The organism is Burkholderia sp. SIMBA_051, assembly GCF_046534915.1.
Taxonomy (GTDB): domain Bacteria; phylum Pseudomonadota; class Gammaproteobacteria; order Burkholderiales; family Burkholderiaceae; genus Burkholderia; species Burkholderia ambifaria.
Window position 1 is genome coordinate 325759 of the sequence record NZ_JAWRXS010000002.1, and the last position, 14095, is coordinate 339853.

A 14095-nucleotide genomic window follows, 5' to 3' on the forward strand; every position below is an offset into this window, starting at 1 on the left:
AGGTGGCCTTGCCCCCTTCGTGACGGCAACAGCGAGCCGCTATTCTAGCGCCCCAATCGGGGCCGGCGGCACGAAGCGCGACGCTGCGTATCAAGTCTTCCCTTATGTCTTATATAAGACAGATGACTTGCCGTTCCGTATTATGCATTAAGATTCCGCCATTTGCCATAGACCGCCGGCCCGCCTTCCCGCGGCACGCCGCGCGGGCGCCCCGCCATGACCCTGATCGCCCTCAACAAGCCGTTCGGCACGATTTGCCAGTTTTCCGCGCACGAGACGCGGCCATCGCTCGGCGACTGGGTAAAAACGCCCGGCGTCTACCCGGCCGGCCGGCTCGATGCGGACAGCGAGGGCCTGCTGCTGCTCACCGACGACGGCGCGCTGCAGGCGCGCATCGCGGAGCCGCGCCACAAGCTCGTCAAGCGCTACTGGGCGCAGGTCGACGGCGCGCCGGGCCCGGCCGACCTGAAGGCGCTCGCACGCGGCGTCGATCTCGGCGACTACGTGACGCGCCCGTGCCGCGCCGAATTCATCGAGCCGCCCGACGCGCTGTGGCCGCGCATCCCGCCGATCCGCTACCGCGCCGCGATCCCGACCACGTGGATCGAACTGGCGATCACCGAAGGCAAGAATCGGCAGGTGCGCCGGATGACGGCCGCGATCGGCTTCCCGACGTTGCGTCTCGTGCGCGTGGGCATCGGCGCACTGGACATATTCGCGCTCGGCATTGCGCCGGGCGAAACAATCGCGCTGCCGCCGCGCGCCCCGTGGGACGGTTTTGCCCGCGACGCGTGAGTCCGCGGCAACTTTCGATTTTTTCGTCATCTTTTTCGTCAACCGCCGGCGAAGATCGCGCGTTAAACCACGCAGATGCCATCCTGAGCTATCCGGCATTGGCAGCCGAACCGGTATTTCCGTGTTTGCGTCACGAAAGCGACGTTTTCTTCGAATACGATTCGGCGCCCGCAGCGCAATGAGAAATTTCTCGAAGCGTCTGTCAACCGAAAGGTGGATGGCACCGTTAGACGACATGACTCCTATGCCGGGTCATTTGGTTAATTAACTAAAGCTGAGGAACACAACATGAACAAACTGATCGCCGCTCTGGTCGCTGGTCTCTTCGCAACGGCTGCTTTCGCACAAGCTTCGGCTCCGGAAGCTGCTTCGGCTGCTGCTCCGGCAGCTGCTTCGGCACCGGCAAAGCACACGGCCAAGAAGCACCACGCAAAGAAGAAGCACCACGCAGCGAAGAAGGCAGCTAGCGAAGCCGAAGCGCCGGCAGCTGCTTCGAACTAAGCAAGCTGGTTGTAATAACGCAGTCAAGAACACGCAGTCTTGCCGTTCTTACGGCGTTGAAAGGCAGATCACCGCGAGGCGATCTGCCTTTTTCTTTTTGTGCCCGCCGGCGCGCTTCGCGTACCATGCGGGTCTCGTTTTCCCGATAGGAGCCTTGCTGTGCGATTCTCCCTGCGCTCGTCGCTCGGCCGCCTTGCGCGCGCCGCCGTGTTCCCCGCCGCGCTCGCCGTCCTCGCACTCGGCGTGCACACCGCCCACGCGCAGATGCCGCCGGGCGCCAAGCAGCCGAGCGAGTTCCCGCACGTGAAGCTGCGCGCCGGCATGTACGTGATCGACGCGGCCGTCGCCGCGAACGACGCCGACCGCGAACAGGGGCTGATGTACCGGTCGCAACTCGGGCCGAACGAAGGCATGCTGTTCGTGTTCAACGAGAACGCCGTGCACTGCTTCTGGATGAAGAACACGCTGATTCCGCTGTCGATCGCGTTCATCCGCGCGGACGGCACGATCACCGACATCGACGAGATGCGGGCCGAGACGACCGACAATCACTGCCCGCGCAACAACGGCGTCTATGCGCTCGAAATGAGCAAGGGCTGGTTCGCCGCGAAGGGCATCAAGCCGGGCATGAAGCTCGACGGGCTGCCCAAGCCCCAGTAACGGCGAGTGCCGCGGCGCCGCCGCGCATCGACCGAAGCCGGCCGCCCGTTGCGCGCCGGCTTTTTTTTCGCGCGCCGGCGGCGCCCGCCTTGATTCGGCCGACGCTGGCCGCATCTGCAAAAGCCACGGACAAGCGCTATCCTTTAAATCTCGCTTGTTCCAATCCGGACCGGCCCAGCCGGCCCGCTTACGATCCGAACCACCAGGAGGTTCACGTGCCCCGCAAAACCCCCATCGAGCGCTATCGCAACATCGGGATCAGCGCTCACATCGATGCCGGCAAGACCACGACGACCGAGCGCATCCTGTTTTACACCGGCGTGAGCCACAAGATCGGCGAAGTGCACGATGGCGCGGCCACGATGGACTGGATGGAGCAGGAGCAGGAACGCGGCATCACGATCACGTCGGCCGCGACCACGGCCTTCTGGAAGGGCATGGCCGGCAACTATCCGGAACACCGGATCAACATCATCGACACCCCCGGGCACGTCGACTTCACCATCGAGGTCGAACGCTCGATGCGCGTGCTAGACGGCGCGTGCATGGTGTACGACTCGGTCGGCGGCGTGCAGCCGCAGTCCGAAACCGTGTGGCGCCAAGCGAACAAGTACAAGGTGCCGCGCATTGCGTTCGTCAACAAGATGGACCGCGTCGGCGCGGACTTCTTCCGCGTGCAGCGCCAGATCGGCGAGCGCCTGAAGGGCGTCGCGGTGCCGATCCAGATTCCGATCGGCGCGGAAGAGCATTTCCAGGGCGTCGTCGATCTCGTCAAGATGAAGGCGATCGTCTGGGACGACGAAAGCCAGGGCGTGAAGTTTTCCTACGAGGAGATCCCGGCGAACCTCGTCGAGCTCGCGCACGAATGGCGCGGGAAGATGGTCGAGGCCGCCGCGGAAGCCAGCGAGGAACTGCTCGAGAAGTACCTGCACGACCATGAGTCGCTGACCGAGGACGAGATCAAGGCCGCGCTGCGCCAGCGCACGATCGCGAACGAGATCGTGCCGATGCTGTGCGGCAGCGCGTTCAAGAACAAGGGTGTGCAGGCGATGCTCGACGCGGTGATCGATTACCTGCCGTCGCCGGTCGACGTGCCGGCCATCCTCGGCCACGACTTCGCCGATCCGGAAAAACCGGCGGAACGCCACCCGAGCGACGACGAGCCGTTCTCGTCGCTCGCGTTCAAGATCATGACCGACCCGTTCGTCGGCCAGCTGATCTTCTTCCGCGTGTATTCGGGCGTCGTCAATTCGGGCGACACGGTGCTGAACGCGACGAAGGACAAGAAGGAGCGGCTCGGCCGAATCCTGCAGATGCACGCGAACGAGCGCAAGGAAATCAAGGAAGTGCGCGCGGGCGACATCGCGGCGGCGGTCGGCCTGAAGGAAGCGACGACGGGCGACACGCTGTGCGATCCGACCAAGCCGATCATCCTCGAGAAGATGGAATTCCCGGAGCCGGTGATCTCGCAGGCCGTCGAGCCGAAGACGAAGGCGGACCAGGAGAAGATGGGCCTGGCGCTGAACCGTCTCGCGCAGGAGGACCCGTCGTTCCGCGTGCAGACCGACGAGGAATCCGGCCAGACGATCATCTCGGGGATGGGCGAGCTGCACCTCGAAATCCTGGTCGACCGGATGAAGCGCGAGTTCGGCGTCGAGGCGACGGTCGGCAAGCCGCAGGTCGCGTACCGCGAAACGGTGCGCACGACGGCGTCCGACGTCGAAGGCAAGTTCGTCAAGCAGTCGGGCGGGCGCGGCCAGTACGGGCATGCGGTGATCACGCTCGAGCCGAACCCCGGCAAGGGCTACGAGTTCCTCGATGAGATCAAGGGCGGCGTGATTCCGCGCGAATTCATCCCGGCCGTCGACAAGGGCATCACCGAAACGCTGAAGAGCGGCGTGCTCGCCGGCTACCCGGTCGTCGACGTGAAGGTGCACCTGACGTTCGGCTCGTACCACGACGTCGACTCGAACGAAAACGCGTTCCGGATGGCAGGCTCGATGGCGTTCAAGGAAGCGATGCGCCGTGCGAAGCCCGTGCTGCTCGAGCCGATGATGGCTGTCGAGGTCGAGACGCCCGAGGATTTCATGGGCAACGTGATGGGCGACCTGTCGAGCCGGCGCGGCATCGTGCAGGGGATGGAGGACATCGCGGGCGGCGGCGGCAAGCTCGTACGCGCCGAAGTGCCGCTTGCCGAGATGTTCGGCTATTCGACGTCGCTGCGCTCGGCCACGCAAGGCCGTGCGACGTACACGATGGAGTTCAAGCAGTACGCTGAAACGCCGGCGAACGTGTCGGAAGGCGTGATCAACGCGAAAGTGAAGTAAGCGCCGGGCGCGTGCGCCCGACGGCAAGCCGAAGGCCCGTCCGGTTCCGGACGGGCTTTTTTTCGTCCGTCGAGCGCGCCGATGCGCGCGGCCGCCGACGTTTTCGATCGGCACGCCAGGCATTTTTTGCACATGCCACAATGGATCGCGATTCGTCCGATGGAACCTTCCCCATGCCGCCCACCCCTGCCCTGCGCCGCCTGCTGACGCTGTATGCGGGCCTGATCGTCGCCAACATCGCCGTCTGGCTGTGGGCGCTCGCGGTGCTGCGCGACCATCCGCTGCTGCTCGGCACCGCGGCGATCGCGTACGGGCTCGGGCTGCGTCACGCGGTCGACGCCGATCACATCGCCGCGATCGACGTCGCGACGCGCAAGCTGATGCAGGACGGCCAGCGTCCGGTGACCGTCGGCCTGTTCTTCTCGCTCGGCCACTCGACGATCGTGATTGCCGCGACGCTCGGCATCGCGCTGACCGCGTTCGCGCTGCGCGACCGTTTCGACGCATTCCGCGAGATTGGCGGCACGATCGGCACGGCGGTGTCCGCGACGTTCCTGCTCGTGCTCGCATGCATGAACCTGGTGATCCTGCGCGGCGTGTGGCGGCGCTATCGCGCCGCGCCGGACCATGCCCACGGCGGCGCGCACACGCATCGGGCGGGCGGCCTCGTGTCGCGGCTGCTGCGCCCGCTGTTCCGGTTCGTGTCGAAAAGCTGGCACATGTATCCGGTCGGCGTGCTGTTCGGCCTCGGTTTCGATACTGCAACCGAAATCGCGCTGCTCGCGATTGCGGCCGCGCAGGCAAGCCACGCGCTGCCGCTCTATACGGTCATGCTGTTTCCCGCGCTGTTCGCGGCCGGCATGACGCTGATCGACTCGACCGACAACGTGCTGATGATTCACGCGTACGGTTGGGCGATGGACGACCCGCAGCGCAAGCTGCTCTATAACGCGAGCATCACGCTGCTGTCGGCGGTCGTCGCGCTGGCCGTCGGCGGGATCGAGGCCGCCGGCCTGCTCGCCGACAAACTGTCGCTGACGGGCCCCGTACGCGATGCGCTCGATACGCTCGGCGAACACTTCGGCGCGATCGGCTATGGCATCGTCGCGCTATTCCTCGTCGGCTGGATCGCGTCGATCCTCTGCCATCGCTGGCCGCGCGCTGCCGATCCAACGGCGCGCTGATCTGGTCAGACGTTTCATTCCAGAAACAAAATGCGCCCGACAGCGTTTCACGCGCTGTCGGGCAACGAGTGCACGCCTTGCGCCACGGGCATAGCCGGCCGGTGGCACGAATCTCGCAGATAGGGATTCGCACGGCGGGCCCGCGTGCCGATCCGTGTTCGCGACTGCCCTCGGGCGCCAGCGCGACACGCATCGGCCGCCGATACGACATTGCATCGTTGCTGGTCCCCTGCATCACACGTTGACGGTCGCGCGTGACGAGGCATCGCGCCCATCGGGGAGATCAATGATGAGCAGAACGAAACAATTGTCCCGCACGGCGGGCCGGCGCTTTCACACCACCCTGCTGGCCGCAGCCGCGTTTGCATGCTGCTGTTCGTACGCCAGTGCGCAGGACGCGGCGCCCGGCGCCGCGCCCGACGCGATTGCGGGCGCGGACCCCGTGATGATGCTGGTCGAGGATGCGGCGTCCTGCGCCGCCAATCCGGCTGCATGCGCGGTACACGTCTATGCCGGCCGTGGCGCGGCAGGCAGCGGGGCCGGCAATACCACTGGCGGTGGCAGTCCGGCTAATGGCGGAAGTGGCGCGGTCGGGCCCGCGGGGGTCAGTGGCTCCACGGGATCAACATCCGGCGGTATGAATGGCACAGGCAGTGGCGGGACTGCGTCCGGCAACGGAGGTAAGGGTGATGGGTCTTCTGGTGGCGGCACTTCGGGTAACGGCGCTTCGGGTGGTGGTACTTCTGGTAGTGGCACTTCTGGCGGCGGCACTTCTGGTGGCGGTACTTCGGGTGGCGGTACTTCGGGCGGTGGCACTTCCGGCGGCGGTACTTCGGGTGGCGGTACTTCGGGTGGCGGCACTTCGGGTGGCGGCACTTCGGGTGGCGGCACTTCGGGTGGCGGTACCTCGGGCGGCGGTACCTCGGGTGGCGGCACTTCGGGTGGCGGTACCTCGGGTGGCGGTACTTCGGGCGGCGGCACTTCGGGTGGCGGTACCTCGGGTGGCGGTACCTCGGGTGGCGGTACCTCGGGTGGCGGCACGTCGGGTGGTCATGGTGGTCACGGCGGTGGTGGTCATGGCGACGGTGGCGGCAATGGTGGTGGAAATGGCGTAGGTAACGGTGGCGGCAATGGCGGCGGTCACGGCGGCGGCAGCGGTGGCGGTCACGGCGGCGGCAACGGTGGCGGCAACGGCGGCGGTCACGGTGGCGGCAACGGCGGCAGCGGTGGCGGTCACGGTGGCGGCAACGGCGGCGGTCACGGTGGCGGCAACGGCGGCGGCAACGGCGGCGGCAACGGTGGCGGCAGCGGTGGCGGCAGCGGTGGCGGCAGCGGTGGCGGCAGCGGTGGCGGCAGCGGTGGCGGCAGCGGTGGCGGTCACGGCGGCGGCAACGGTGGCGGCAGCGGCGGTCACGGCAACGGCGGCGGCAACGGTGGCGGCAGCGGTGGCGGCAGCGGTGGCGGCAGCGGTGGCGGTCACGGCGGCGGCAATGGCGGCGGCAACGGCGGCGGCAACGGCGGCGGCAACGGCGGCGGCAACGGCGGCGGCAACGGTGGCGGCAGCGGTGGCGGCAGCGGTGGCGGTGGCGGTCACGGCGGCGGCAATGGTGGCGGCGGTGGCGGTGGCGGTGGCGGTGGCGGTGGCGGTGGCGGCGGTGGCGGCGGCGGCAGCAGCGGCGGCGGCAGCGGCGGCAGCGGCGGCGGCGGCGCCGGCGGCAGCGGTGGCCAAGGTAACGGCGGCGGCAGCACCGGCGGTCACGGAATCGGTGGCCACGGCAATGGCGGTGGCAACGGTAATGGCAACGGCAATGGTGGCGCCGGCAGCGGCGGCGCCAACGGTGTCGGCAACGGCAGTGGCGGCGGCGGCAGCGGTGGATCGGCCGGTGGCCATGGCCACTGACCGACGCATCGCCTGAGCAGTGCCGTCAGAGCATTTCGAGCGCGCGCTTGCTGCGCGGCGGACGGAAATAACCGTCGATCTGCGCGCGCTCGTCATCGCTCAACACGAGGTCGAGCACCGCACGATTGTCGCGCACGTGCTCGATCCGCGACGCCTTCGGAATCGCGAACACACCCGGTTGCGCGAGCACCCACGCAAGCGCGACGCGCGTCACCGACACGCCCCGCTGCCGCGCGATTTCGTCGAGCGGCGAGCGTTTCGGCAGCCGCCCGTGATCGACCGGGCTGTAGGCCATCGCGGGTATCCGGTGGTCGGCGAGCCACGGCAGCAGGTCGAATTCCGGACCGCGCCGCGCGATGTTGTAGAGGATCTGGTTGGTCGCGCACGCGCCACCGCCCGCCTCGTCGACGAGCTCGGCCATGTCGGCCGTATCGAAGTTGCTGACGCCCCAGTGCCGGATCTTGCCCGCGCGCCGCAACGCCTCGAACCCCTCCACGGTCTCCTCGAGCGGCACCGAACCGCGCCAGTGCAGCAGGTACAGGTCGAGACGATCGGTACGCAAACGTTCGAGGCTCGCCTCGCACGCGGCGACGACGCCGCGCCGGCTCGCATGATGCGGGTACACCTTGCTGACGAGGAACACGTCGTCGCGCAGGCCGGCCAGCGCCTCGCCGACGAGTTCCTCGGTCGCGCCGTCGCCATACATTTCGGCGGTGTCGACCAGCGTCATCCCGAGCGCGATACCCTCGCGCAGTGCGGCGATCTCGTCGGCGCGGCGCGCGGGGCGCTCGCCCATTTCCCAGGTGCCCAGGCCGAGCTTCGGAATCGTCTCGCCGTCCGGTAGGACGACCGTGGCGATCGTGTCTGTCATGCGTTCCTCGCTGCGGTTCGTGGCCGCGCACCGCGGCCGAAGCATCGAATACGACGCATCAGTGTAGTCAATCGGTGCGGCCTTCACGTATTACACGGCAAAAACCGGCTATAACGGCGCCGCATGATGACTTAGAATGGCCGGCAACCTGATCGATACCCATTCCATGAAGTCACCCACGGACGACCGCTGGCAGGACCTGCGCCCCGACCCCGACAACGACACGCCGCTCTATCTGCAGCTCGCCCGCAAGCTCGGCGACGCGATCCACGACAATCGCTGGGCGGCCGGCGAGGCGCTACCGTCCGAACGTGTGCTGTCCGAAGCGCTCGGCGTGTCGCGCATCACCGCGCGCAAGGCGATCGCGCTGCTCGTCGAGCAGGGCCTGATCCGCCGCACGCAAGGCGCCGGCAACTTCATCCAGCCGCGTTACGAGGATCCGCTGTCGCGGCTGTCGAGCTTCAGCGAGATGCTCGAGCGCCGCGGCTTCAAGCCGAGCTCGCAATGGCTCGAGCGCGAAATCCAGCCGGCGAACCGCGACGAAGTGATTCAGCTGGGGCTGTCGCCGGCCGCATCCGTTACACGGCTGAAGCGCCTGCGCCTTGCCGACGGCATCGTGATGGCCGTCGAGAACTCGACATTCCCCGCCACGCTGATTCCCGATCCGCAGGCGATCGGCGGTTCGCTGTACAGCTATCTCGAGGCGCGCGGCACGCCGATCGTGCGCGCGCTGCAGCATTTCCGCGCAGTCAACGCGACCGACGAGATCGCGCAACAGATGGGCATCGCGCCACACGACGCGCTGCTGCTGATCACGCGGATCGGCTACACGGCCGACCAGCGCGCGATCGAGCTCACCGATACCTACTGCCGCAACGATTACTACGACTTCGTCGTCGAGCTGCGCAAGTAACGGGCACGGCGCAGCCGGCGCTTACAGCCAGCGCGCGTCGTCCGTGCCGAGCGGAACGGGCGGCCGGGCGAAGCACGGCGGCGTCGCCGACAGGCGTTCGGCCGGGCGCACCGCATCGATCGTGCCGAACGGCGACGCGCTCCGGTCGATCCGGTCGCGCACGTCGTCAGGCGTGAACTCCGCCGCGTGCAGACCGTCCGGCACCACGCCGAACGATTGCAGCCAGCGCCCCGTCTGCGCGAGCGACAACCGCACGTGCCAGCTCCCCCCTTCCGTCGCCCGCCGCGCGAGCGCGATCATCGCGCCGAACGCCGCCAGATAACCCGTCGCATGATCGAGCGCCTGGCACGGCAGATGGCGCGGGCCGTCCGCGTGCGCCGCGTGCTGCTCGCTCCATGCGATGCCGCTCGCCGACTGCACGAGGCTGTCGAAGCCGCGCCGCATCGACCACGGCCCCGCGTGTCCGTAAGCGGATACCGACACGCAGACGATGCCCGGCCGCAGTTCCGCGAGCGCCTGCGGCGAGAACCCGCGCGCCGCGAGCGCGCCCGGGCGATAGGCTTGCAGGAATACGTCGGCGTGGCGTGCGAGATCGCGTAGCGCGGCGACGCCCGCCGGCTCGCGCAGATCGATCCACGTCGAGCGCTTGCCGCGCCCGTTGTCGATCACGAGCGACGCGATGTTCGGCAGGTGCGGGCCGTTGACGAGCAGCGTTTGCGCGCCGTGCGATGCGAGCGTGCGGCCCGCGACCGGCCCCGCGATGATGCGCGTGAGATCGAGCACGCGCACGCCCGCGAGCGGCTGGTCGGGCTCGCCGTGTCCGATCGCCTCGACGGGCGCATCGCCGATCCGCTCGATCTCGAACAGCGGCAGCGACGCGAGCGCGCGCGCCTGATCGTGCGCAGCCCATTCGTCAGGGGTTCTGATCAATGCCGCGCACAGGCCGGCCTCGGCCAGCGCGGTATCGAGCGCCGCGCCGTCCCATGTGCGGATCGCCGCGGCAACGTCGTCGCGCCGTGGGCCGCAGCCGAGCACGTCGAGAATCCCATGCAGGTGATGGGGAAAGTTCGCATGCAGCTGGATCCAGCGTCCGTCGCGCGTGTCGTAGAAGCCCGTCACCGGATGACGCAGCTCCGGCGGCGGCCCATCGTCGACGCGCAGGTAGCGTTCGCTGCGGAACGCGACGAGCGCGTCGCGCATCGACACGTCGACGCGCTGCGCGACACCCGTGCGCAACCGGTGACATTCGGCCGCCGCGAGGCCGGCTGCCGCGATGGTCGCCGCGGCCAGCGTGCCGACGTGGAACGTCGACGGCAGCGTCGGGTCCTGCCCTGTCACGGCCGCGCGGGCCAGCGCGTCAGGCGCGCCGTGCGCGAGTTGCCACAAACGAGTCAATGCGAGTTCGGGTGTCATGGTGAAAGCGCGCCGTTGAAGAGACTCAATCGAGTCTAGAATTCGCGACGGGTGCGATCAATCTTGATTGCGCGAATCAATGCATAACGAATAGTTGTAGCCGGGCCGCGCTTCATGCGCCCCGACAGGAGCGATCCGCATGACGTCCCTCAGCGCGCCGGAAGCTGCCGGCATCCTCGGTGTCAGCGTGAGCACCCTTTATGCGTATGTGAGCCGCGGGCTGCTGCGTTCGCTGCCCGACGGCGCGAGCAAGCGCCGCCGCTACGATGCGGACGAGGTGCGTCTGCTCGCCCGCCGTCGCGCCGATGCAAAACGCGCGGGCGGCGTCGCCGAACGCTCGCTCGACTGGGGCGTGCCCGTGCTCGAATCGCGGATCACGCAGATCGCCGACGGCCGCCTGCACTACCGCGGCGCCGATGCGATCGCGCTGGCGAACGACGCGACGCTCGAGGAAGCGGCCGCACGTTTGTGGGATTGTCCGCCCGCGCGGCTCGCCGCCGCATCGCCAGCGTCGACCGGTTTCGACGCCGCGCAGTGGGACGACTGGGCTCGCCGCTGGGCGCATCTGGCGCCGCTCGAGCGCACACTGGTGCTACTCCCCGCCGCGGCCGCGTCGCTGCCGCGCCTGTGGGCGCTGGGGCGCGACGCGCAGTTCGACGCGGCCACGCTGCTGCTGCGCGTGACGGCGGCCGCGCTGGCCGGCAGCACGCCGAACGACGCGCCCGTGCACCGGCAGCTCGCCGCCGCGTGGCGGATCCGGCGGCGCGACGAAGCCGACCTGCTGCGCCGCGCGCTCGTGCTGTGCGCCGACCACGAGCTGAACCCGTCGACCTTTGCGGTGCGCTGCATCGCATCGACCGGCACCCACCTGTTCGGCGCGATCGCGGGCGGGCTCGCCGCGCTGTCGGGCCCGCGTCACGGCGGCGAGACGTTCCGTGCGGGTGCCCTGCTCGATGAAGCGGCGCGTGCCGCCGACCTCGACCGCTATCTCGCGCTGCGCGTCGCGCACGACGAACGCGCGGACGGCGCACGTACGGTGCTGTCCGGCTTCGCGCACCCGCTCTATCCCGACGGCGATCCGCGTGCCCGCGCGCTGCTCGACGCACTGCACGCGACGCTGCCGGACCGGGCGCCGCTCCAGGTGGCTCGCGCGCTCGCCGCGCGCGTGGAAGCGGCGACCGGCCTGCGCCCGTCGATCGATTTCGCGCTCGCGGTGCTGGAGCGCACGCTTGCGCTGCCCGACGGCGCCGCGTTCACGCTGTTCGCGGCCGGCCGCACCGCGGGCTGGATCGCGCATGCGCTCGAACAGTATGCGGACGGCAAGCTGATCCGGCCTCGCGCGCGCTACGTCGGCAGCGATGCGACGGGCTGAGCGCGGCCAGCGCGCCATGCGGCAAACCGTCGCCACGCGATCGGCGTCGCGTGCACGGCCGGCGCCGCCTGGGGGCCGAACGCGAACACCGCACCGCCCGCCGCCGCGCTGATCCATACGCGCATGCCGGGCAGCAGCGAGAGCGACTCGCCGGCGCGCAGCCAGTGATCGTCGGGCCGGCCTTCGACCGTCACCCACAGGTCGCCGTCCGCGACCTGCAGCGCGGTGCGATCGACGATCCGCCACCGCGCTGCCGGCTCGTTGCCGTCCATCTCGTAGAGTCGCAGTTCGCGCATGGCGGCCTCCGGGTCGCGTGGGTTCGATGACACCAGTATTCCGGACGGCGGCGACACGCGGACAGATACGCCTGCAGACACATTCGGCTGAACTGTACCGGTCCGCCGGCGGACGGGCGTCCGCCCGATGCCGGTACGCCCGCTGCCGGTCGCCCGGTTTCATGTCATGACGGCTGGCGGGCCCCCCATTCTGCGTGTTCCGGCAGCTTTGCCTACAATGGCGGCTGTCCCGCGCCCCCGGTCCGCCCCCATGTTCCAACCCCCGCCCGCCGCCGCTCCCGGCGAAAAGAACCTCACCGTGATGCTGTGGCTCGTCGCGACGGGCTTCTTCATGCAGACGCTCGATGCGACGATCGTCAACACGGCGCTGCCGTCGATGGCCGTGAGTCTCGGCGAATCGCCGCTACGGATGCAGTCGGTCGTGATCGCGTACTCGCTGACGATGGCGGTGATGATTCCCGTTTCGGGCTGGCTCGCGGACACGTTCGGCACGCGACGCGTGTTCTTCAGCGCGATCCTGGTGTTCTCGCTCGGCTCGCTGCTGTGCGCGAACGCGCATACGCTGCAGCAGCTCGTCGTGTTCCGCGTCGTGCAGGGGGTGGGCGGCGCGATGCTGCTGCCGGTCGGGCGGCTCGCCGTGCTGCGCACGTTCCCGGCCGAACGCTACCTGAGCGCGCTGTCGTTCGTCGCGATTCCCGGGCTGATCGGTCCGCTGATCGGGCCGACGCTCGGCGGCTGGCTCGTGAAGATCGCGTCGTGGCACTGGATCTTCCTGATCAACGTGCCGGTCGGCATCGCCGGCTGCATCGCGACCTTCTACTCGATGCCCGACTCGCGCAACCCGGCCGTCGGCCGCTTCGACCTGAAGGGCTACCTGCTGCTGACGATCGGGATGGTCGCGATCTCGCTGTCGCTCGACGGGCTTGCCGATCTCGGCATGCAGCACGCGGCCGTGCTCGTGCTGCTGATCCTGAGCCTCGCATGCTTCGTCGCGTACGGACTGTACGCGGTGCGCGCGCCGCAGCCGATCTTCTCGCTGGAACTGTTCAAGATCCATACGTTCAGCGTCGGTCTGCTCGGCAACCTGTTCGCGCGGATCGGCAGCGGCGCGATGCCGTACCTGATCCCGCTGCTGCTGCAGGTGAGCCTCGGCTATTCGGCGTTCGAGGCCGGGCTGATGATGCTGCCGGTCGCGGCGGCGGGGATGTTCTCGAAGCGGATCATCACGCAGCTGATCACGCGGCACGGCTACCGCAAGGTGCTGCTCGTGAACACGATCATGGTCGGCGTGATGATGGCGAGCTTCGCGCTGATGCGCGACACGGTGCCTGTCTGGGTGAAGGTCGTGCACCTTGCGCTGTTCGGCGGCTTCAACTCGATGCAGTTCACCGCGATGAACACGCTGACGCTGAAGGATCTCGGCACCGGCGGCGCGAGCAGCGGCAACAGCCTGTTCTCGCTCGTGCAGATGCTGTCGATGAGCCTCGGCGTCACCGTTGCCGGTGCGCTGCTCGCGACCTTCACCGGGATGCTGCGCACGGTGACGCCGAGCAACACGCTGCCCGCGTTCCATGCGACCTTCATCTGCGTCGGGATCATCACGGCCGCGTCCGCGTGGATCTTCGCGCAGCTCGCCCCCGAAATCCGCGGCCGCGCGCAGAAGACCGACCCGTCCGAACGCGCGTGACGCCCGGCGCACGCCGTCGAGATCGCCGCGATCGCCACGACGGCGCGGCGCGCACCATGTCGGTGCGGCCATGCTGCACCGCGCGGCAGCCGGCGGCCGCGACGGCCCGCCGCACGGGGCACGATGCCGTGCATGCTTCTTGCTCGCCTATTCTGTAGGTAAACTGGCAGTCTCCC

General features: G+C 68.6%; 12 protein-coding genes. 9 read left to right on the plus strand and 3 right to left on the minus strand.

The genetic code is table 11. From position 1 onward, the window contains the following. Positions 1 to 216: 216 nt before the first annotated feature. The 6 genes from SB771_RS05475 (at position 217) to SB771_RS05500 (ending at position 7367) form a co-directional block, all read left to right on the plus strand. Positions 217 to 795 carry a pseudouridine synthase gene (locus SB771_RS05475; protein ID WP_175660295.1) on the plus strand — a complete coding sequence of 193 codons (579 nt, stop codon included), beginning with the start codon at positions 217 to 219 and terminating at the stop codon, positions 793 to 795. 288 nt (positions 796 to 1083) lie between these two features. Continuing rightward, positions 1084 to 1296 (plus strand): hypothetical protein, encoded by a 213-nt coding sequence (locus SB771_RS05480; RefSeq protein ID WP_082089614.1) that lies wholly within the window; start codon positions 1084 to 1086, stop codon positions 1294 to 1296. A 159-nt stretch (positions 1297 to 1455) separates the two neighbouring features. Then, positions 1456 to 1956, plus strand: coding sequence for a DUF192 domain-containing protein (locus SB771_RS05485; protein WP_126228369.1), 501 nt, complete (start codon positions 1456 to 1458; stop codon positions 1954 to 1956). A gap of 215 nt (positions 1957 to 2171) precedes the next feature. Next, positions 2172 to 4283, plus strand: a complete 2112-nt coding sequence (gene fusA / locus SB771_RS05490) for an elongation factor G (protein WP_011657726.1) — start codon at positions 2172 to 2174, stop codon at positions 4281 to 4283. A 173-nt stretch (positions 4284 to 4456) separates the two neighbouring features. Then, complete coding sequence (locus SB771_RS05495; protein WP_244096777.1) at positions 4457 to 5467, plus strand: HoxN/HupN/NixA family nickel/cobalt transporter; 1011 nt, start codon at positions 4457 to 4459, stop codon at positions 5465 to 5467. 289 nt (positions 5468 to 5756) lie between these two features. Next, the gene (locus tag SB771_RS05500; RefSeq protein WP_279607363.1) at positions 5757 to 7367 is read left to right on the plus strand and encodes a hypothetical protein; all 1611 of its coding nucleotides are present in this window, start codon (positions 5757 to 5759) and stop codon (positions 7365 to 7367) included. Between the two features lie 25 nt (positions 7368 to 7392). Here SB771_RS05500 and SB771_RS05505 read toward each other — a convergent pair whose 3' ends face one another. Next, complete coding sequence (locus SB771_RS05505) at positions 7393 to 8238, minus strand: aldo/keto reductase (RefSeq protein WP_175660297.1); 846 nt, start codon at positions 8236 to 8238, stop codon at positions 7393 to 7395. Between the two features lie 166 nt (positions 8239 to 8404). Here SB771_RS05505 and SB771_RS05510 point away from each other — a divergent pair, with 166 nt between their 5' ends. Then, on the plus strand, positions 8405 to 9151 hold the full coding sequence (locus SB771_RS05510) for a GntR family transcriptional regulator (RefSeq protein WP_034177022.1): 747 nt from the start codon (positions 8405 to 8407) through the stop codon (positions 9149 to 9151). Positions 9152 to 9172: 21 nt separating this feature from the next. On the opposite strand, the gene SB771_RS05515 is transcribed toward SB771_RS05510, so the two are convergent. Continuing rightward, entirely contained in the window at positions 9173 to 10564 is a 1392-nt protein-coding gene (locus SB771_RS05515; RefSeq protein WP_175660298.1) for a CoA transferase, read from the minus strand. 139 nt (positions 10565 to 10703) lie between these two features. On the opposite strand from SB771_RS05515, the gene SB771_RS05520 reads away from it, so the two are divergent. Beyond that, positions 10704 to 11936 (plus strand): citrate/2-methylcitrate synthase, encoded by a 1233-nt coding sequence (locus tag SB771_RS05520; protein ID WP_175660299.1) that lies wholly within the window; start codon positions 10704 to 10706, stop codon positions 11934 to 11936. Here the strand turns inward: SB771_RS05520 and SB771_RS05525 are convergent. Then, positions 11909 to 12232, minus strand: a complete 324-nt coding sequence (locus tag SB771_RS05525) for a DUF2917 domain-containing protein (RefSeq protein WP_165751903.1) — start codon at positions 12230 to 12232, stop codon at positions 11909 to 11911. The genes SB771_RS05520 and SB771_RS05525 overlap by 28 nt on opposite strands. Before the next feature lie 250 nt (positions 12233 to 12482). On the opposite strand from SB771_RS05525, the gene mdtD reads away from it, so the two are divergent. Beyond that, positions 12483 to 13919 carry a multidrug transporter subunit MdtD gene (mdtD, locus tag SB771_RS05530; RefSeq protein ID WP_175700040.1) on the plus strand — a complete coding sequence of 479 codons (1437 nt, stop codon included), beginning with the start codon at positions 12483 to 12485 and terminating at the stop codon, positions 13917 to 13919. The last annotated feature ends 176 nt before the right edge of the window (positions 13920 to 14095 follow it).